The organism is Nocardioides sp. NPDC101246, from assembly GCF_044767415.1.
In the GTDB taxonomy this organism is placed as follows: Bacteria; Actinomycetota; Actinomycetes; order Propionibacteriales; family Nocardioidaceae; genus Nocardioides.
Map to the genome: position 1 here is coordinate 206,667 of NZ_JBIWNX010000002.1, position 18,010 is coordinate 224,676.

Annotated in this window: 17 protein-coding genes; 10 read left to right on the top strand and 7 right to left on the bottom strand. The window is 70.7% G+C overall.

Annotation, left to right across the window (positions count from 1 at the left end):
- Positions 1 to 147: 147 nt before the first annotated feature.
- Together ACIRON_RS04110 and sigK are read right to left on the bottom strand one after the other, a co-directional pair.
- The gene (locus ACIRON_RS04110; protein WP_402989308.1) at positions 148 to 825 is read right to left on the bottom strand and encodes an anti-sigma factor domain-containing protein; all 678 of its coding nucleotides are present in this window, start codon (positions 823 to 825) and stop codon (positions 148 to 150) included.
- Positions 815 to 1,417 (bottom strand): ECF RNA polymerase sigma factor SigK, encoded by a 603-nt coding sequence (sigK, locus tag ACIRON_RS04115; RefSeq protein ID WP_402989311.1) that lies wholly within the window; start codon positions 1,415 to 1,417, stop codon positions 815 to 817. Before sigK ends, ACIRON_RS04110 begins: the two co-directional genes overlap by 11 nt.
- A gap of 102 nt (positions 1,418 to 1,519) precedes the next feature.
- Between sigK and ACIRON_RS04120 the strand changes: the two genes are divergently transcribed.
- Entirely contained in the window at positions 1,520 to 3,052 is a 1,533-nt protein-coding gene (locus tag ACIRON_RS04120; protein ID WP_402989314.1) for a molybdopterin-dependent oxidoreductase, read from the top strand.
- Here the strand turns inward: ACIRON_RS04120 and ACIRON_RS04125 are convergent, their stop codons facing one another.
- From ACIRON_RS04125 to ACIRON_RS04135, 3 genes are read right to left on the bottom strand one after another with little or no spacing between them, the layout of a single operon-like run.
- Entirely contained in the window at positions 3,053 to 3,475 is a 423-nt protein-coding gene (locus ACIRON_RS04125; protein ID WP_402989317.1) for a barstar family protein, read from the bottom strand.
- A 7-nt stretch (positions 3,476 to 3,482) separates the two neighbouring features.
- Positions 3,483 to 3,899: a ribonuclease domain-containing protein gene (locus ACIRON_RS04130; RefSeq protein WP_402989320.1), complete on the bottom strand. Its 417-nt coding sequence runs from the start codon at positions 3,897 to 3,899 to the stop codon at positions 3,483 to 3,485.
- A gap of 34 nt (positions 3,900 to 3,933) precedes the next feature.
- On the bottom strand, positions 3,934 to 4,305 hold the full coding sequence (locus tag ACIRON_RS04135; protein WP_402989323.1) for an Rv2175c family DNA-binding protein: 372 nt from the start codon (positions 4,303 to 4,305) through the stop codon (positions 3,934 to 3,936).
- Positions 4,306 to 4,418: 113 nt separating this feature from the next.
- Here ACIRON_RS04135 and pknB point away from each other — a divergent pair, with 113 nt between their 5' ends.
- The 5 genes from pknB to ACIRON_RS04160 all read left to right on the top strand — a co-directional run bounded on the left by pknB (position 4,419) and on the right by ACIRON_RS04160 (position 11,238).
- Complete coding sequence (gene pknB, locus ACIRON_RS04140) at positions 4,419 to 6,557, top strand: Stk1 family PASTA domain-containing Ser/Thr kinase (RefSeq protein ID WP_402989326.1); 2,139 nt, start codon at positions 4,419 to 4,421, stop codon at positions 6,555 to 6,557.
- A 2-nt stretch (positions 6,558 to 6,559) separates the two neighbouring features.
- Positions 6,560 to 7,465 carry a deoxyribonuclease IV gene (locus ACIRON_RS04145; RefSeq protein ID WP_402989329.1) on the top strand — a complete coding sequence of 302 codons (906 nt, stop codon included), beginning with the start codon at positions 6,560 to 6,562 and terminating at the stop codon, positions 7,463 to 7,465.
- Between the two features lie 182 nt (positions 7,466 to 7,647).
- A complete protein-coding gene (locus ACIRON_RS04150; protein WP_402989332.1) occupies positions 7,648 to 8,586 on the top strand; it encodes a hypothetical protein in 939 nt (312 codons plus the stop codon).
- 8 nt (positions 8,587 to 8,594) lie between these two features.
- The gene (locus ACIRON_RS04155) at positions 8,595 to 9,062 is read left to right on the top strand and encodes a GNAT family N-acetyltransferase (protein ID WP_402989334.1); all 468 of its coding nucleotides are present in this window, start codon (positions 8,595 to 8,597) and stop codon (positions 9,060 to 9,062) included.
- A gap of 133 nt (positions 9,063 to 9,195) precedes the next feature.
- A complete protein-coding gene (locus ACIRON_RS04160) occupies positions 9,196 to 11,238 on the top strand; it encodes a beta-N-acetylhexosaminidase (protein ID WP_402989337.1) in 2,043 nt (680 codons plus the stop codon).
- A 61-nt stretch (positions 11,239 to 11,299) separates the two neighbouring features.
- Here ACIRON_RS04160 and ACIRON_RS04165 read toward each other — a convergent pair whose 3' ends face one another.
- Together ACIRON_RS04165 and ACIRON_RS04170 are read right to left on the bottom strand one after the other, a co-directional pair.
- Positions 11,300 to 12,640, bottom strand: a complete 1,341-nt coding sequence (locus tag ACIRON_RS04165) for a class II 3-deoxy-7-phosphoheptulonate synthase (RefSeq protein WP_091046351.1) — start codon at positions 12,638 to 12,640, stop codon at positions 11,300 to 11,302.
- Between the two features lie 110 nt (positions 12,641 to 12,750).
- The gene (locus ACIRON_RS04170) at positions 12,751 to 14,214 is read right to left on the bottom strand and encodes an APC family permease (RefSeq protein WP_402989341.1); all 1,464 of its coding nucleotides are present in this window, start codon (positions 14,212 to 14,214) and stop codon (positions 12,751 to 12,753) included.
- A gap of 145 nt (positions 14,215 to 14,359) precedes the next feature.
- Here ACIRON_RS04170 and ACIRON_RS04175 point away from each other — a divergent pair, with 145 nt between their 5' ends.
- Genes ACIRON_RS04175 through ACIRON_RS04190 form a run of 4 tightly spaced genes read left to right on the top strand, consistent with a single transcriptional unit; the run spans position 14,360 to position 18,010 of the window.
- Positions 14,360 to 15,202: a DUF1028 domain-containing protein gene (locus tag ACIRON_RS04175; RefSeq protein ID WP_091046346.1), complete on the top strand. Its 843-nt coding sequence runs from the start codon at positions 14,360 to 14,362 to the stop codon at positions 15,200 to 15,202.
- Entirely contained in the window at positions 15,199 to 16,668 is a 1,470-nt protein-coding gene (locus tag ACIRON_RS04180) for an FGGY family carbohydrate kinase (protein ID WP_402989344.1), read from the top strand. Before ACIRON_RS04175 ends, ACIRON_RS04180 begins: the two co-directional genes overlap by 4 nt.
- Positions 16,665 to 17,141 carry a hypothetical protein gene (locus tag ACIRON_RS04185; RefSeq protein ID WP_402989347.1) on the top strand — a complete coding sequence of 159 codons (477 nt, stop codon included), beginning with the start codon at positions 16,665 to 16,667 and terminating at the stop codon, positions 17,139 to 17,141. The genes ACIRON_RS04180 and ACIRON_RS04185 overlap by 4 nt, the downstream gene beginning before the upstream one ends.
- The gene (locus tag ACIRON_RS04190; RefSeq protein WP_402989350.1) at positions 17,138 to 18,010 is read left to right on the top strand and encodes a metallophosphoesterase; all 873 of its coding nucleotides are present in this window, start codon (positions 17,138 to 17,140) and stop codon (positions 18,008 to 18,010) included. Before ACIRON_RS04185 ends, ACIRON_RS04190 begins: the two co-directional genes overlap by 4 nt.

Genomic DNA, 18,010 nt, shown 5'->3' on the forward strand with positions numbered 1-18,010 from the left:
CGCCGGCCCCCCCCCGCCCCCCCCCCCCCCCCCCCCCCCCCCCCCCCCCGCCCCCCCCCCCCCCCCCCCCGGCGGCGGGGGCCCCCCCCCCCCCCCCCCCCCCCCGACCGGGCTGACGTCTCGGCCGACCGGGCTGACGTCTCGGCGTCAGAGGCTCTCGGCGGGCATCTGAAAGATGACGGTCGCCGACGGTTCGTCGGAGCCGCCCATGGGTTCCATGGTGACCATGAGATCCCCGTCCTCGACGGGTACGGCGACGGACATCTCCTCCTCGAGGACGCCGGCGGACGCCATGCCGGCCTCGGTGTGCCACCAGACCTGGTAGGTCATCCCGGCGGGGCGGTCGAGGTCGGCGGTGTCGACGGCGACCATGCGCATCTCGTGGGACATCGCGACCATCAGCTCGCCGTCGGAGGTCTCCTCCTTGTGCATCCGCGCGTCGGGGGCCGACATCACCTCCGCGGCGGTCATCGCCGGCGGGTCGTCCTCCCCAACGACCACGCCGACCGTCACGCCGACACCGATGACCAGGGCCGCGACCGCGGCGATCACCCCCGCGATCCGGCGACGACGGGGGCGGCCCGCGGCGACGGTCGGCGGGAGCTGCGGCGTCTCCGAGGCCGTACGCATCACCCGGGCGCGCAGCGATGCCGGCGGCGTCTCGGCCACCTGACCGGCGAGCGAGGCGGTCGCCGACCGCAGCGAGTCGACCTCCTCCCGGCAGTCGGGGCAGGCGGCCAGGTGCGCCTCGACCTCCGCGCGCTCCTCGTCCTCCAACGAGTTGAGCAGGTAGGCCCCGACCAGGCCGTGCACGTCAGGCGCCATCGCGCACCTCCAGGCAGTCTCGAAGACGGATCAGCCCGTCCCGCATCCGCGACTTGACCGTCGGCAGCGGCCGGCCGAGCATCTCGGCGACCTGCGGATAGGTGAAGCCCTGGTAGTACGCCAGCCGCACGGCCTGGGACTGCAGGGGCGTGAGGGAGTCCAGGCAGCGCCGTACGCCCTCGTGCTCCGAGGCCGTGACGACGGCGTCCTCCGGGCCGGCGACGTCGGTCGGCTCACGCCGGGCGACGTGCTCCTCCCGAGCCCGCGAGGCCTGCGTGGAACGCACGGTGTCGACCGCGCGACGGTGCGCGATCGTCAGCACCCAGGTCCGCACGGACCCGCGCGAGGGGTCGAAGCGGGCCGCCTGGCGCCACATCTCGGTGAACACCTCCTGGGTGACCTCCTCCGCCCGCGAGGGGTCGCGAACGACCCGGCGAGCGACGCCGAAGACGAGCGGAGCCAGGTCGTCGTAGAGCCGGCCGAAGGCATCGAGGTCGCCACCGGCGACCGCGGCGAGCACCGCCGCCGGGTCCAGGTCGTCATCGGGGCCCGGCGACGACTCCTCGCCCACGACCCGCAGCGCTCTGCGCATACGCACCCCTTTTCGACAGATGACCGATCTCATCCCGGGTTCGCAGCCGAAGAGTGGGAGGATTGGTCCCATCCGACCATCGATCGGCCACGAACCCACAGCATGACATCCCGCAATGTCCTCGGACGCCTTCCCTACGGCCCCCTCGCGGGGATCGCCGCCGGCGTGCTCGGCCTCGGCGTCGCAGAGCTCATCGCAGCCCTCGCCGGTGGCGCCTCGCCCCTGCTCGCGCTCGGGGACCGGGTCATCGATATCACCCCGCGCTGGCTCAAGGAGGCGGCGGTCGCCACCTTCGGCACCGCCGACAAGCCGATCCTGCTCGCCTGCGTCGGACTGGTCACGCTGGTCCTGCTCGGGGTCGCCGGCGCCCTGGCCGTACGCCGCCCGGCTCTCGGCGTGGGCATGCTGCTGCTCCTCGGGGCCATCGACATCGCCGCCCTCCTGGCCGATCGGGCCGACAACGGGAGGACCGGGATCATCGCGCTGGTGATCGGCCTCGCGGTCGGCATCACCGCACTTATCCTCCTCACCCGGCCGCTGCGCGAGACCGACAGCCCGGCCACCGAGGCTGAGGCACCCGACGGCTTCGACCGTCGCAGGTTCCTGGTCGCCGCGGCTGCCGTGACCGCGGTGGGTGCGGCCGGCGGTGTCGGCGCCAAGGTGGTCACCGGACGCCGGCTCCCGGTGACGAACGTGGCCATCCCGGCAGCCGTCTCCCCCGCCGCGCCCCTCCCGGCGGGCGCGGAGCTCCGGATCGACGGGCTGACGCCCCACCTGACCCCCGTCGATGACTTCTACCGCATCGACATCGCCCTGCTCACCCCACGCGTCGACGTCACCGACTACCGCCTCAAGATCCACGGCCTGGTCGACAGACCGGTCGAGCTCACCTACGAGGACCTGCTCGCGATGCCGCTCTACGAGCGCCGTGTGACGATCTGCTGCGTCTCCAACGAGGTCGGTGGCGACCTGATCGGCAACGCGACGTGGACCGGCGTACGCATCCGCGACGTCCTCAAGCGCGCCGGCCTCTCCCCCGACGCCGACGCGGTGAAGTCCACCGGTGCCGACGGCATCACCATCGGCACCCCGCTCGAGGCGCTCACCGACGGCCGCGACGCCCTGCTCGCGATCGCCCAGGACGGCGAGCCGCTGACCCCGGACCACGGCTTCCCCGTCCGCATGGTCGTCCCCGGCCTCTACGGCTACGTCTCGGCGACCAAGTGGCTCACCGATCTCGAGGTCACCCGCTTCGACGACTTCCGCGCCTACTGGACCGACCGCGGCTGGTCCGCCGAGGGTCCGATCAAGACCGAGTCCCGCATCGACCTGCCCGGCGAGGACACGATGCCCGGCGAGGTGACCGTCGCCGGCGTCGCGTGGGCGCAGCACCGCGGCGTGAGCAAGGTGGAGGTACGCATCGACGACGGCCCCTGGCAGCCCGCCACGCTCGCCGCCGAGGACAGCATCGACACCTGGCGCCAGTGGACCTACCGCTGGGACGCGACCGAGGGCGAGCACCGGATCCAGGCGAGGGCGTACGACCGCACCGGCACGCCGCAGACCGCCGACGAGGCGCCGCCCGCTCCCGACGGAGCCTCCGGCTACCCCACCCGCACGGTCAACGTCGGGTGATCAGCCCAGGTCGGTCAGGTCGGTGTCCGGACCGTCCCCGCGCAGCAGCACGGTGAACGCCGGCCGGCTCTCGGAGATCTCCGCCGACCGGTCCTGGAGCACCCGGACGATCTTGTCGAAGCCGGCACGATCCGCGTACGCAGCGCACCCCCACGTCTCCCACAGCAGCACCGTGGGCGCGGCGAGGTCGCGCAGTGAGTCCCAGAGCGCGTCGAGGTTGCGACCGAAGTGGGCCGGGAACCCCAGCGCGGCGCCGATGGCGCCGAGCACCTCGTCCTTGGTCTCAACCACGTCGGCGATCTGCGCCAGCGACCAGCCGGCGCCGGTCACCGACTCGGAGAGGTCGGCCGCGGCCAGCTCGGTGTGCCAGCGATACACGCCGGGATCGACCTTGCCGGCCAGAAGCCCTGCCAGTCCGCTCATGTCTCCATCACCCCCGGTCGATCCGTGAGAACGACTCGTAGTGGTCCTCGGTGAAGTAGAACTCCCCACCCTCGCCTGTGACGATACGCCGCGCGCCCCGGTCATCGGAGCCGGGCGTCGGCACGGTGTACTCCGCGTAGTAGCCCGAAGCCTCCTGCGGCAGGATCCCTTCGCGGTTGCCGAAGGTGCTGCCGTCCTTGCCCGGGTAGGGGAACGGACCGCCGGCGTCGATCAGCTCGAGCGTCTCCACGCCCTCGGGCGGCAGGTCGGACTCCGCGATCCAGGCGAGCCCGCTCTCGGGATCGGTGCCGGTCTTCCCGCCCTCACCCGAACCGGAGTCGCCTGCCGAGGCACCTCCGCATCCGGCGACCAGCGCCATCAGGACGGCGAGCAGCAGACCAACCAGGGCAGACTTCGACCTCACGAGGTTCCTCCGAGACGTACGGAACGAGCGGCCTTCAGAGTGCCATGGCCTGGGCCCGGCGCTTGACCTCCGACCCGCGGTTCTCCCGAAGCGCGTCGATCGGGCGGCCGGGAAGGTCGTCGTCGAGGAAGAGCCAGGCGATGATCTCGCGGTCGTCGTAGCGTCCGTCGTGGAGCACGTGCAGCAGCCCGCTCAGGCCCTTGACAGGCAGACCGTCCTGGATGAACAGGGCCGGGATGTGCTGGCCCTTCACCCCCGGAGGCACCGCCGCGGCGAGCTCGTGCTCGCGGATCATGGTGCGCACCTTCCCCACCGTCACACCGAGCTGCGACGCGGCCGTGGCCCAGTCGATCCACTCCTCCACCAGAACCCCGAGATCCTGCTCAGCCAGCCGCACATCGCTCATAACGATCACATTACCGGCCCGGGTAGCCGGTCCGGAAAGTAGTGAGTGGGACCCGCTGGTCCGTACCATTGCCCGGTCCGGAATACTTCTCCAACCGGAGACAGGAGGATCGCGTGGCTAGTGAGGCGGACCCCCGTGACGACGTCATCGGGCGCCACGGCGGAGGCTCGGCTACCGCATCCGACCCCCTTCTGGGCAAGGTCTTGGGGATGCGTTACCGGATCGTCGAGAAGGTCGCGAAGGGCGGCATGGCGACGGTCTACGTCGCCCACGACATGCGGCTGGACCGCATCGTCGCGGTCAAGGTCATGCACCAGGACCTCGACGAGGAGGGCAACTTCGCCGAGCGGTTCGTACGCGAGGGCAGGTCGGCCGCGAAGCTGTCCCACCCCAACGTGGTCGCCGTCTACGACCAGGACGAGGACGACGGCGTCGCCTTCCTCGCGATGGAGTACATCGAGGGCCACACCCTGCGCGACACCATCGCCTCGCAGGCTCCGCTGGGCGCGGCGAAGGCGCTGGCCTACATCGAGCCGATCCTGAGCGCGATGACCGCGGCCCATGCGATCGGGATCGTGCACCGCGACATCAAGCCCGAGAACGTGCTCATCACCACCGGTGCCGCCTCGATCTCGCAGCGGGTCAAGGTCGCCGACTTCGGCCTGGCCCGGGTGATGAACAACAACTCCAACGACGCCACCACCGGCAACCTGGTCGGCACCGTCTCCTATCTCGCGCCCGAGCTGGTCACCGAGTCCAGGTCCGGGCCGCGCACCGACGTCTACGCCGCCGGTGTCGTCCTCTACGAGCTGCTCACCGGCCGCAAGCCGCACAGCGGCCCCTCGCCCGTCGAGGTCGCCTACAAGCACGTCCACGAGGACGTCCCGCCGCCGTCGAAGGCCGCCCCCGGCATCCCGCGCTACGTCGACGCCCTGGTCGCCCGCGCGACCGCCCGTGACCCCGAGCTGCGCCCGGCCGACGCGGGCGTGCTGCTGCGCATGGTCAACCGCGTCATGGCCACTCTGTCCGCGGGCATCTTCGACGACCCCGACCTCACCGCCGACCTGGCCCTCCCCCGGGCCGGCGCACCCGACCAGGGCGCCCAAGCCGCCGGCACCGACTCCCCCGCACGCTCCCACGACGAGTCCGGCTCGGAGACGACCGCGGTTCTGCCCGCGCTCGGCCTCGGCCCGTCGGGACCCTCAGGGCCCGCCGGACCGTCCGGTCCGCCGCCCGGTCGTCCCCCGGGCCCGCAGGGACCGCCCCCGGGCGTCGGACTCCCCGCGGGCGCTCGGCTCTCGCTGAGCGAGCCCGAGGAGAACGTACGCATCGCCCCGACCCCCACGCAGCCGAAGCAGCGCTGGAGCATGCCGGCGACGTGGAAGGGCCCGATCGCGATCGGCGCCGCCGTGGTGGCCGTGGCGCTGGTCGCGGGCGGGCTGTGGTGGTTCATCGACGGCCGTTACGAGCGGGTGCCATCGGTGGCGGGCCTGAGCAAGGCCGCCGCGACCACACAGCTGCAGGACGCCGGCTTCGAGGTCTCGGCCAACACCGAGTTCTCCGACACCGTCGAGAAGGGCGTGGTGATCGACTCCGACCCCGGCCGCGACGACAAGGCGCTGCCCGGATCGACGGTCGAGATCAGCGTGAGCAGGGGCGTGGAGGAATACTCGGTGCCCAAGGTCAAGGGCATGCTCGCCGACGACGCCCAAGACGAGATCCGCGACATGGGCCTCAGCATCGGCGACCCGATCGAGAAGTTCAACGACAACGTCCCCGAGGGCCACGTCATCAACTCCCAGCCGCGCCCCGGCACCCTGGTGCGGCCCGGCAAGGCGATCGTGCTCGTGATCAGCAAGGGCCCGGCCCCGGTCGCCATCGTCGACTGGACCGGCCGCAGCGCCGATCGCGCCAAGAAGTCGCTGGAGGCCGACGGTCTCAAGGTCGAGATCGAGGAGGAGGAGAGCCCGGAGATCCAGCCGGGCACCGTGCTCAGCCAGAGCCCCAACTCCGGCACCCTCCCCCGCGGCGAGACCGTGACCCTCGTGGTCGCCAAGGGCCCCGACTCCGTCCCGGTTCCCAACGTCGTCGGCAGCCACAAGGACGCCGCGAAGCAGGCCCTCGAGGCCGCCGGGTTCAAGGTCAAGGAGGAGCAGGAGGATCTCTCGCTCGGCCTCGGCTACGTGACCCGTCAGGAGCCCGCCGAGGGCGAGGCGCCGTACGGCTCCGAGATCACGATCTGGCTGAACTGACCTTGACCCCTGCCACACGCAATCCGATCGGCACCCACGTACAGGTCGGCAAGGGCCTGGTCGCCGGTGCCCTCGCCAACACCGACGCGGTCGGCGGCGAGACCCTGCAGATCTTCGTCGGCAACCCACGCGGCTGGGCGCTCTCGGCCGGGAAGCCAGCCGAGGACAAGGCGTTCAGGGCGGAGATCGAGCGACGCGGCATGCGTGCCTTCGTCCACGCTCCCTACCTGGTCAACCTCGGCTCGCCGACCCCGGCGACCTACGAGAAGTCGGCTGCCCTGGTCGCGCACAACCTCCGCCGCGCCGCCGACATCGGCGCCGAGGGGGTCGTCGTCCACACCGGCTCGTTCGTCTCGCCCGACGGCGATGCGAGCGAGAAGTACGCCACCGCGATGAAGCAGGTGCGCGAGGCGCTGCTGCCCGTGCTCGACGACATCGAGGCCGAGACAGCGCCGTGGCTGCTGCTGGAGCCGACCGCCGGCCAGGGGCGCTCGCTGTGTGCGGGCGTCGAGGACCTGCCGGCCTACCTGGCGGCCGTCGACTTCCACCCCAAGGCCGGGATCTGCCTGGACACCTGCCATGTCTTCGCCGCCGGGGCCCCGCTGGACGAGCCCGGTGGCGCCACCGCGTGCGTCGACCGGATCGTCGAGATCGGCGGCCCCGGCCGGCTCCGGCTGATCCACGCCAACGACTCCAAGGACGTACGCGGCAAGCACCTCGACCGCCATGAGCAGATCGGCCGCGGCCACATCGGCACGGCGGCTTTCGAGGAGCTCTTCGCGCATCCGGCGACCGACGGAGTCCCCTTCATCCTGGAGACTCCCGGCTCTCGCGACGCCGACAACCCCGATATCCCCCTCCTCCGTGATCTGCGGGCATCAGCCCAAGGTCAAGGGCGGGTGACCTAGGCTTGGGAACGCACGGGAGTGATCTTCGACGCCATGGGGGTGGCATGAGCAGCTGCGCACAGTGTGGACACCGACTGTCCGATGAGGCGGCGTGCCCGATGTGTGGTCTCGAGGTTGTTGCCACGGAGCCGAACCAAACAGCCGAGGCTGACTCCGCCGATGTAGAGGAAAGGACGCCACCCGTGTCCGCTGCTGAAGACGAGCCCAACGAGGCCACCGTGATCCGCAAGCCCGTCGAGTCGATCGCCCCGGAGGCCGTCGAGGACGTGCCTGACGCGGAGCAGACCTCTCTGAGCCTGCCTCGGATCAGCGCCTACGGCGACGACGACTTGCCGGGCCCGGCATCGTCGGCGGCCTCTACGGCTCCGAACGACGAGCCCACCGAGCGCACCTCGCGGCGCCAGGCGCCCTCCGTCGAGGAGAAGCTCGACACCGATGACGAGCCCGACGGGACCACCGCGGTCCGCCCGGCGTACGCACCGCCGAGCACCCCGCCGCCGACCACTCCCCCGCCGGCGCACGAGCCGGCCGCCGCGGAGCAGGCCGTGATCCCCGACCCCGAGCCCTCGCCCGTCCCGGACCCCTCGCCCTTCCCGGAGCCGACCCCGGTCCCGGAGCCGACCCCGGTCCCGGAGCCCGAGCCGGTCCCCGACCCGACCCCGGAGCCGGGTCCCCTTCCCGGGCCCGAGCCCGTCCCCGAGCCCGAGCCGGTCTCCGACGCCACGGCCGAGGCGGCGGCGTACCAGCCCTTCGTCCAGCCCTCCGGGATGCTCGTCCAGGAGTCGCCCAACGGGCAGGCCCGCCACTGGGCCCCGCCCCAGGAGCAGGAGACCGTGGGTGGCCAGGTCCGCGAGACCGAGCCCGCCTACGCGACCGGCTATGCGGAGGAGGCCTACGCAGGCGAGGACGCCGGCGACTGGCAGACCGGTTACGGCTACGTCGGCGAGCAGGAGCCGATCGAGCAGGACTTCGGCGACTACGGCGCGCAGCAGGAGTACGTCTCCTCGCTGATGGCCAACGAGGCCGAGGACAACCCCTCGACCTGGATCGTGCTGCTGTGGGTGGGCGCGATCTTCATGATCGTGATGCTCGTGCTCGGCATCTGGCTGATGACGCTGTAGCCGCCTAGATGCCGAGAATCATCGTCGCCGAGATCAACAGCGACGAGCAGCGCGCTCTTGCGCTCGACGTGTGGCAGGCAGCCAACGCCGCCCGCCGACGCACCGCCACCGAGGCCCGGATCCGCCGGGTCCGCGAGAAGCTGGACGCCGCCGAGCTGGCGCTGCTCGCCCACTACGGCACCCGTCCGGCGGGGATGCTGGTGGCCGAGACCTACCTCGTCGAGGGCGTACCTCTGCCGGGCTACGGTCACATCTCGATGGTCTTCGTCGACCCCGCCGTCTGGGGCTCCCACGTCGGCACCGAGATGATCCGCGACCTCCAGTCACGCGGCTGGGAGGGCCTCAGCGTCTGGACCCGCACCGACAACCGGCGCGCCCGACGACTCTACGAGCGCACCGGCTTCACCGACACCAGCAACCGCAGCACCCTCCACGACGGCGACGAGATCATGCAGCTCGCCTGGGCACGGGGCTGAGCGCCGGGCAAGAATTAATTTGTTGAGCGAATTTACGAAAACCCTGTCGAGGGGTCGGCGCGTCACTACGCTCGCCTGGAGCAGCACAACTTCTTGATACTCGCCGCGTCGCCGCGGCAGAGAGGAATGTTGAATGTCTCGCTCGATACTCGCCGCAGCTGCCGCTCTGAGCCTCGCCGGCTGTCTGGTCGCCATGGCCCCGGTGGCCACCGCATCCACCCCCACCTCCGCCCCCGACTCCCCCGTCCCCGGCCTGGTCCCGCTCCCGGTGCAGGTCGACGAGCAGTCCGGCCCCGACTTCGTCCTCACCCCCGGCACGCGCATCGTCGCCCGCGGGGAGGCCGCAGCGGTCGGGCGCCTGCTCGCCACCACCCTCCGTACCTCGACCGGCTATGCCCTGCCGGTCGTCTCCACGCGCCCGAAGCCCACCGATCTGCAGCTGGTCATCGACCCCGGCGCCGACTACGGCCAGGTGGAGGGCAACCCCGAGGCGTACGCCCTCTCCTCCGGCCGCTCGGGCCTGCGGATCAGCGGGGCGACCCGGCACGGGCTCTTCAACGGCACCCAGACGCTGCGCCAGCTGCTCCCGGCCTTCGCGAGCTCGCCCGTACGCGTGCACCAGACGTGGAGCGTGCCGGCCGTGAAGATCCTCGACGCGCCCCGGTTCGGCTACCGCGGGATCATGATCGACGTCGCCCGGTCGTTCCAGACCGTCGACGAGGTCAAGCAGATCATCGACGCCGCCGCCTCCGCGAAGCTGTCGGTGCTGCACATCCACCTGGCCGATGACCAGGGTTGGCGCATCCAGATCACCAACGACGGGCGCGCGGCCGGCGACGACATCGACTACACGGCGCTGACACGGGAGTCGGGCGGCACGGCGGTCACCTCCAACCCCTACCAGGCCCTGGACGGCCACACCGGCTACTACACCCAGTCCCAGTACCGCGACCTGGTCGCCTACGCCGCCGAGCGCGAGATCGAGATGGTCCCCGAGGTCGACATCCCGGGCCACACCAACGCGGCGCTGCACGCGATCCCGCAGCTCAACACCGCGGGCTCGAGCCACACCGGCACGGCCGCGGAGCCGGTGGCGCCGGTCAACAGCACGATCGACGTCGGCTACTCCTACCTCGACCCGTACGCCGAGGTCAGCTACACCTTCGTCCAGCACGTCTTCGCGCAACTGGCCGAGATGACTCCCGGCGACTACCTGCACATCGGTGGCGACGAGTCGCATGCCATGACCGCCCGCTACGGCCACCAGGGCTATGTCGACTTCGAGAAGCGGGCCGTGGAGATCGTGCACGACCTCGGGAAGAAGACGCTGGGCTGGAACGAGTACTCGGAGACGACCCTCACGCCCGGCGACGGGGTGCAGTACTGGGCCGGCTCGACCGACTTCGCCAAGCGCGCCATCACCGAGGACGGCGCCAAGCTGCTGGTCTCACCGGGCAACAAGTCGTACCTCGACATGAAGTACAACCCCAAGACGCCGATCGGGCTGTCCTGGGCGTGCTCGGGCTCGTGCGACTTCCCGGACTACTACGCCTGGAGCCCCGAGAACGTCATCCCGGGGGTCGGCGACGACGACATCCTGGGCACCGAGGCGCCGCTGTGGTCGGAGACCGTCCGGGGCGTGAGCAACGCGGAGTTCATGATGTTCCCGCGCGCCCTCGCGCACGGGGAGGTCGGCTGGACCCAGGAGTCGCTGCGCGACGGGGCCGACTTCGCCCGCCGAGTCGCCGACGTCGGCACCCGGCTCAACACCGCCGGCACCAACTTCTACGACGGCCCCCACGCCGCCTGGTCCACCGCCGTGACCGGCACCGATGCGGTCGTACGCCACGGCTCCCCGGCCACGATCGCGGCAGGTCTGCTCGCCGCACCGGGCACGAAGACGGACGGATCCACGGTCGCCGTCGACGCGGTCGACGACGCCGACGGCCTGGGCGGCTCCGCGCTCACGGGCGCGCTCGACGCGACGGTCCGCTTCGGTGACGGCACCGCCGGCGTACCCGCGGCCTTCACCACGACCGCCCCGCGCGACGGGCTCCATGCCGCGGGCGTCTACCGGATCAGCGCGTCGCACCGCTACGCGCGACCGGGCACCTATCGCGGCACGGTGACGACCTCGGACGGTCGCACGGCCACCTTCACGGTCAGGGTCCGCTGACCGATCCCCGCAGCCGGCGCGTCCTGTCTCGCAGGACGCGCCGGCTCGGCGTGCGACGGGGCTACTTGTTGCGGAGCATCTCCGCGACCTGGAACGCCATCTCGAGCGACTGGACGCGGTTGAGGCGCGGGTCGACGACGGACTCGTAGCGGTGCACGAGGCCGGCCTCGTCGAGCTCCTCGCCGCCGCCGATGATCTCGGTGACGTCGTCGCCGGTGTTCTCGACCAGGATGCCGCCGGGGACGGTGCCGAGGGCGTGGTGGACGTCGAAGAAGCCCTGGACCTCGTCGAGGACGTCCTCGAAGCGGCGGGTCTTGTAGCCGTTGGAGGTGGAGAAGGTGTTGCCGTGCATCGGGTCGGAGATCCAGGTGACGTTGACGCCTTCGGCGGTGATCTTCTCGACCAGCCCGGGCAGCCCGTCGCGCACCTTCCCCGCACCGAAGCGGGTGATGAAGGTGAGCCGGCCCTCCTCGTTCTTCGGGTTGAGCTTGGCGGCCAGCGCGAGCGCGTCGTCGGGGGTCGCGGTGGGGCCGAGCTTGCAGCCGATCGGGTTGTTGAGGTGGCGGAAGTACTCCACGTGGGCACCGTCGAGCTGACGGGTGCGCTCACCGATCCAGACGAAGTGGCCCGAGACGTTGTAGGGCGTCTCGGTGCGGGAGTCGATGCGGGTCATGGCGTGCTCATACTCGAGCAGCAGCGCCTCGTGGGAGGAGTAGAAGTCGACCCGGTGGAACTCCTCCGGGTCGGCGCCGATGGCCTCCATGAACGCGATCGCGCGCTCGATCTCGGAGCCCATCGCCTCGTACTTCGCGCCGACGGGCGAGTTGCGCACGAACTCGGAGTTCCAGGTGTGCACCTGGCGCAGGTCGGCGTAGCCACCGGTGGTGAAGGCGCGCACGAGGTTCAGCGTCGAGGAGGAGGCGTGGTAGACGTCCAGCAGCCGCTGGGGGTCGGGGATGCGGGACTCCTCGGTGAACTCGAAGCCGTTGACGGCATCCCCGCGGTAGGCCGGCAGGGTCACGCCGTCGCGGGTCTCCATGTCGGAGGAGCGCGGCTTGGCGTACTGCCCCGCGAGCCGGCCGATCTTCACGACCGGGACCGAGGCGGCGTACGTCAGGACGACGGCCATCTGCAGCAGCACGCGCAGCTTGTTGCGGGTGTTGTCGGCGGTCGCCTCGGCGAAGACCTCGGCGCAGTCGCCGCCCTGCAGGATGAACGCCTCACCACGGCCGGCGGCGGCGATCGAGCTCTTGAGCTGGTCGCACTCCCCCGCAAAGACGAGCGGCGGCTGGTTCCTCAGCTTCTCGACCGCCGCGGCCAGCGCGGCCGGGTCGGAATAGGTCGGCTGCTGAAGGGCTCCGATGGCGTGCAGCTGCTCGAGGGAGGGGAAGGCGTCGTTCACGAGCCTCAGAGTACGCGGCTCACCCGGTTGTTACGAAGTCATCTCAGACATGACAGGGCCGGCGTACGTCCTCAGCAGAACGTAGGCCGGCCCTGATCGAAGTCACCCGGTTACTTGTCGTCCTCCGGGTTGACGTCCATGTGCTCGATGTCGCTGAAGTGCGGCGGCTCGTCGTCCTTGTTGGCGAACTTGTTGACGAGCCACGTGATCGCCCACAGGATCACGCCGATGACCATCAGGCCGCCGGCGATCTCGTAGACGATCCCGTCGCGGTCGACCCACGGGCCGGCCAGGTAGATGCACAGGATCGCCGCGATGGGCGGCAAGTACCTCGGCGCGGTGAAGAACACCTTGTCGGTGTCGGCCCGCTGGTTGCGCAGGACCACGCAGGCGATGTTGACGATCGCGAAGACGCACAGCAGGAGCAGCGCGGTCGTCGAGCCGAGGTTGGAGACGATGTTGCTGTCCGGGTCGCTGGAGACGTACCAGATCAGGCCGAGTGCCAGCAGCGTGGTGAAGATGATGGCGATGTAGGGCGTGCGGCGGCCGGGCAGGACCGCGCCCAGCTGCTTGGGCAGCACCCGCTGCTTGGCCATGCCGTAGACCAGGCGGCTGGCCATCAGCATGTTGATCAGCGCCGTGTTGGCGACGGCGAAGACCGCCAGGAACGGGAACACCTTGTCGATCGGGAAGTCGGGAGCACCCTTGGCGACCACCTCGAGCAGCGCCCGGCCCTCGGACTCCCGGATCGTCTCGAGCTCGCCCGGCGTCAGCACGCTGACGACCGAGACCGCGACCAGGATGTAGAGGATCGCTGCGGCACCCAGACCCATGAACATGGTGCGCGGGAAGATCCGCTCGGGCTCCTTGGTCTCCTCGACCATGTTGACGGCGTCCTCGAAGCCGACCATCGCGAAGAAGGCGACCGAGGTGGCGGCGGTGACCGCGAAGACGACGCCCATGTTGTTGTAGTCGTCGAAGGAGATCAGCTCGGCCATGTCGGCCTCGCCCTGGGCGATCACGTAGAAGCCGACGCCGATGACGATGCACAGGGCGACCATCTCGACGAGGGTGAGGACGATGTTGAACTTCACGCTCTCGCCCACGCCACGCAGGTTGATCAGCGCGAGCAGGACCATGAAGCCCAACGCGACCAGAGTGACGACGCCCTCGCTGGGCGCGTCCATCCAGCCGTTGATCTCCAGACCACCGAAGAAGTTCTGGGCCAGCGTGTTCGCCGAGGTGGACGCGCTGGTGATGCCCGAGCAGGCGACCGCGAAGGTCACCATGAAGGTGAGGAAGTGGAAGCCGAACGCCTTGTGCGTGTAGAGCGCGGCGCCTGCCGCGCTGGGGTACTTGGTCACCAGCTCCAGGTAGGAGTACGCCGTCATGGTGGCCACCACGAAGGCGAGCAGGAACGGCAGCCACAGGATGCCGCCCACGTAGCCGGCCATGGTCCCGGTGACGGCGTAGACGCCGGCTCCCAGGATGTCACCGACGATGAAGAGCAGAAGGAGCCAGGGCCCCATCACTCTCTTCAGCTCGGGTGCTTCTTCTTTCGCCAGGGTTGTCATGACGTCCTTCCTGGTCACGTTCGAAACTCAGTTCCGAAATTGGGATGAAGAGATCCCTCAATCAAAGCCCAACGTCGCCGTTAGGTGTACGACAATTCGTAAACACGCCGTAACCAGCCGAAATTTCGTGGATAGGGTCGCTGCCATGACCTTCTCCATCGTCGCCAGAGCAGTTGATCCAGGCACCGGGGAGCCCACCTGGGGTGTGGCCGTCGCTTCGAAGTTCCTCGCCGTCGGATCGGCCGTCCCGGCCGCTGTCGCGGGGGTCGGAGCCATCGCCACCCAGGCCGAGGCCAACGTCGCCTACAAGGGTCTCGCGCTCGCCCACCTCGACGAGGGTGCGACCGCTTCGGTCGCCCTCGAGAGGCTGCTGGAGGAGGACGAGCGACGGGACCACCGTCAGGTCGGCATCGTCGACGTCGACGGCAACGCCGCGTCCCACACCGGATCGTCCTGCTTCGACTGGGCGGGCGGTCGGACCGGCTCCACCGAGGACGGGGCGTACGCGATCCAGGGCAACATCCTCACCGGCCCCGAGGTGGTCGAGGCGATGGAGGCCGCCTGGCTGGCCTCCTCCCCCGAGGAGCCGCTGCAGCACCGGCTGCTGGCGGCCCTGGCCGCGGGCGACGAGGCGGGCGGCGACAGCCGCGGGCGGCAGAGCGCGGCTCTCCTGGTGGTGCGCGAGGAGGCCGGCTACGGCGGCAACGACGACATCGCGGCCGACCTCCGGGTCGACGACCACGCGGCGCCGATCACCGAGCTGAAGCGGCTCCTGGACCTCAGCGACTTCTACCTGACCGCGTCGACCGAGGCCGAGAAGGTGCAGGTCACCCCCGAGATCGAGGCCGAGGTGGAGACGTACGCCGCGGCGAACGGCGCCTCGGGCTTCCTCGCCTGGGTCGCCACCGAGAACTACGAGATGCGGGTGGCGGAGGACCTGTCCTGGATCGACCGGCGCATCCTCGACATCGTCAGGACGCCGAAGTGAGCGCGATCCTCGCCATCGACGCCGGCACCACCGGTGTCACCGCCCTGATCGTGACCGAGAAGGGCGAGGTCGCGGCCCGGGGCTATGAGGAGTTCGACCAGCTCTTCCCCAGCCCGGGCCGGGTCGAGCACGTGCCCGAGGGGATCTGGCAGGCGACCCTGGAGGCGTGCCGTACGGTCCTCGCGGCCCACGGCAAGGACGACCTCGTCGGCATCGGGATCACCAACCAGCGCGAGACGGTCGTGCTGTGGGACCGGGAGACGCTCGGCTCGCCGCGGCGGGCGATCGTGTGGCAGGACCGGCGCACCACCGCGATGTGCTCCTCGATGGCGGACCACGACGCCCGTGTCCGGGAGCTGACCGGGCTCCGCCTGGACCCCTACTTCAGCGCGACGAAGCTGGCCTGGATCCGTGAGAACGAGCCGCACACCTGGACGCACGTGGAGTCGGGGCGCTACGCGATCGGCACCGTCGACTCCTACCTGATCGCCCGGATGACCCGCGGCCTGCACCGCGTCACCGACGTCTCGAACGCGTCGCGGACGCTGCTGTTCGACATCGGCGCCAACGACTGGTCCGACGAGCTGTGCGACCTGTTCGGGGTGCCGCGCGACGCGCTGCCCGAGATCGGCCCCAACTGGGGCGAGGGCGTGGTCACCGACCCACGCTCCTTCCTGGATATCTCGCTGCCGATCGCCGGGGTCGCCGGGGACCAGCAGGCGGCGCTGTTCGGGCAGGCAGCGTTCGAGGTGGGCGACTCCAAGTGCACCTACGGCACCGGCTCGTTCGTGCTGACCAACACCGGCACCACGCCGCAGCGATCGGACTCCGGCCTGCTCACCTCGCCGGGTTGGATGTCGCCGTCCGGTGAGGTGACCTACGTCCTGGAAGGCTCGATCTTCGTGACCGGCGCCGCGGTGCAGTGGCTGCGCGACGGCCTGCAGATCATCGGGTCGGCCGCGGAGACCGAGGCCCTGGCGCGCACCGTCACCTCGTCCGAGGGCGTCGTGTTCGTGCCCGCGCTGACCGGTCTGGGCGCTCCGCACTGGGACCCCGACGCCCGCGGCACGATCATCGGCATCACCCGCGGCACCACCCGGGCCCACGTCGTGCGGGCGACCCTGGAGGCGATCACCTTCGAGGTACGCGACGTGATGGCCACCATGCCGACTCCCGTCGCCTCGCTCAACGTCGACGGGGGTGCGGCCGCCAACGACCTGCTGTGCCAGCTGCAGGCCGACCAGCTCGGCGTCGACGTCTCCCGGCCCCGCTACGTCGAGACCACCGGTCTGGGCGCAGCCTTCCTCGCCGGCCTCGGGGTCGGCGTGTGGTCCTCCTTCGACGAGATCCGCGAGACCTGGGCCCTGGACCGCACCTTCTCTCCCGACGCCTCGCGTCGCGAGGCGGCCGATGAGGCGTACGCCTCCTGGACCAGGGCCGTCGAGCGCTCCAAGCAGTGGGCATGAGCACCTCACGGCGCACGCTCCCGTGGTGGGGGTGGGCGCTCGTGGCGGTCGCCGTGTTCGTGGTGATCACGGTGATCGGACTCATCGGACTCGTCGGGCTGCTCGCCACGTTCGACTCGGACGTCCGCTCCTCGGCCGAGCCGACGAAGGCCGACTGCGCCGATCTCGCCCAGTCGGTCGGTCAGTCCGGCCTGCCGACCGGCGCATCGGCCGCGACCTGCACCTACCTCGGCTTCCAGGACTGGCGGATCGAGGGCACGATGACCGTCTCCCGCGCCGATCTCGACGCCTGGCTCTCGCAGCTTCCCGGCGCCCCGGTCCTGGGCGAGACCGGCTGCACCGACGCGGTCGCCTGCGTCCAGGTCGACCTCACCCAGGTCGGGGACGAGGTGGACGCCCACTACCTCGATGTCGCCGTCGTGAGCGAGACCGACGGCGTCGCCGAGGTCCGCATAGCAGCCTTCACCACGTGACCCGGATCCTTCATCTCTCCGACACCCATGTCTCCGCGAGCGGCGTCGACATGGACGGTGTCGACGCCGTCGCCGCTCTCGAGGCCATCCTGCGCGACGCCCGCCACGTGCCCGGCCTGGACGCCGTCGTCGTCAGCGGCGACATCGCCGACGACGGCTCGGCAGCCGGATGCGGCGCGGTGCTCGAGCGGGTGGGCGCGTTCGCGGCCGAGCGCGGCATCCCGCACCTCTACTCGACGGGCAACCACGATGCCCGCGGCCCGTTCCGCGAGGTGCTCGGCAGCGGACACCGGGACCCGGACGGGAGCGACCGCGGTCGCCTGCTGGATCCGGACTCGGACCTGTGCGCGGCGGTCAGCTTCCTGGGTGAGCTGCGGGTCATCACCATCGACAGCCTGGTCCCCGGCAAGACCCACGGCTTCCTGGACGAGCACCAGCTGACCTGCCTCGCGAACGAGCTGGCGACGCCGACTCGCGACGGAACCGTCCTCGTCCTCCACCATCCGCCCCTCCATCTCGCCTCGCTCCCCTACGTCGCCGACGTAGTGCTCCAGAACATCTCCGCCCTCGGCCGCGTGGTGCGCAGCAGCGACGTACGCGCCATCCTCACCGGACACCTGCACTTCCAGGTCAGCGGATTCCTCGCCGGCGTACCCGTCTGGGTGACCCCCGGCATCGTCACCCGCATCGACACCACCGCTCCCCCACACCTCGTACGCGGCGTGCTCGGCGCCGGCGCGACCGTCGTCGACCTCGCCGACCCGGCCTCCCCCACCTTCCACGTGCTCTCCGCGCGCGACCCCCGTGCGGGTGAGCAGGTCTACCTCTACGACCCCGCCTCCGGAGAGGACGTCGTCGAGGAGGTCTGA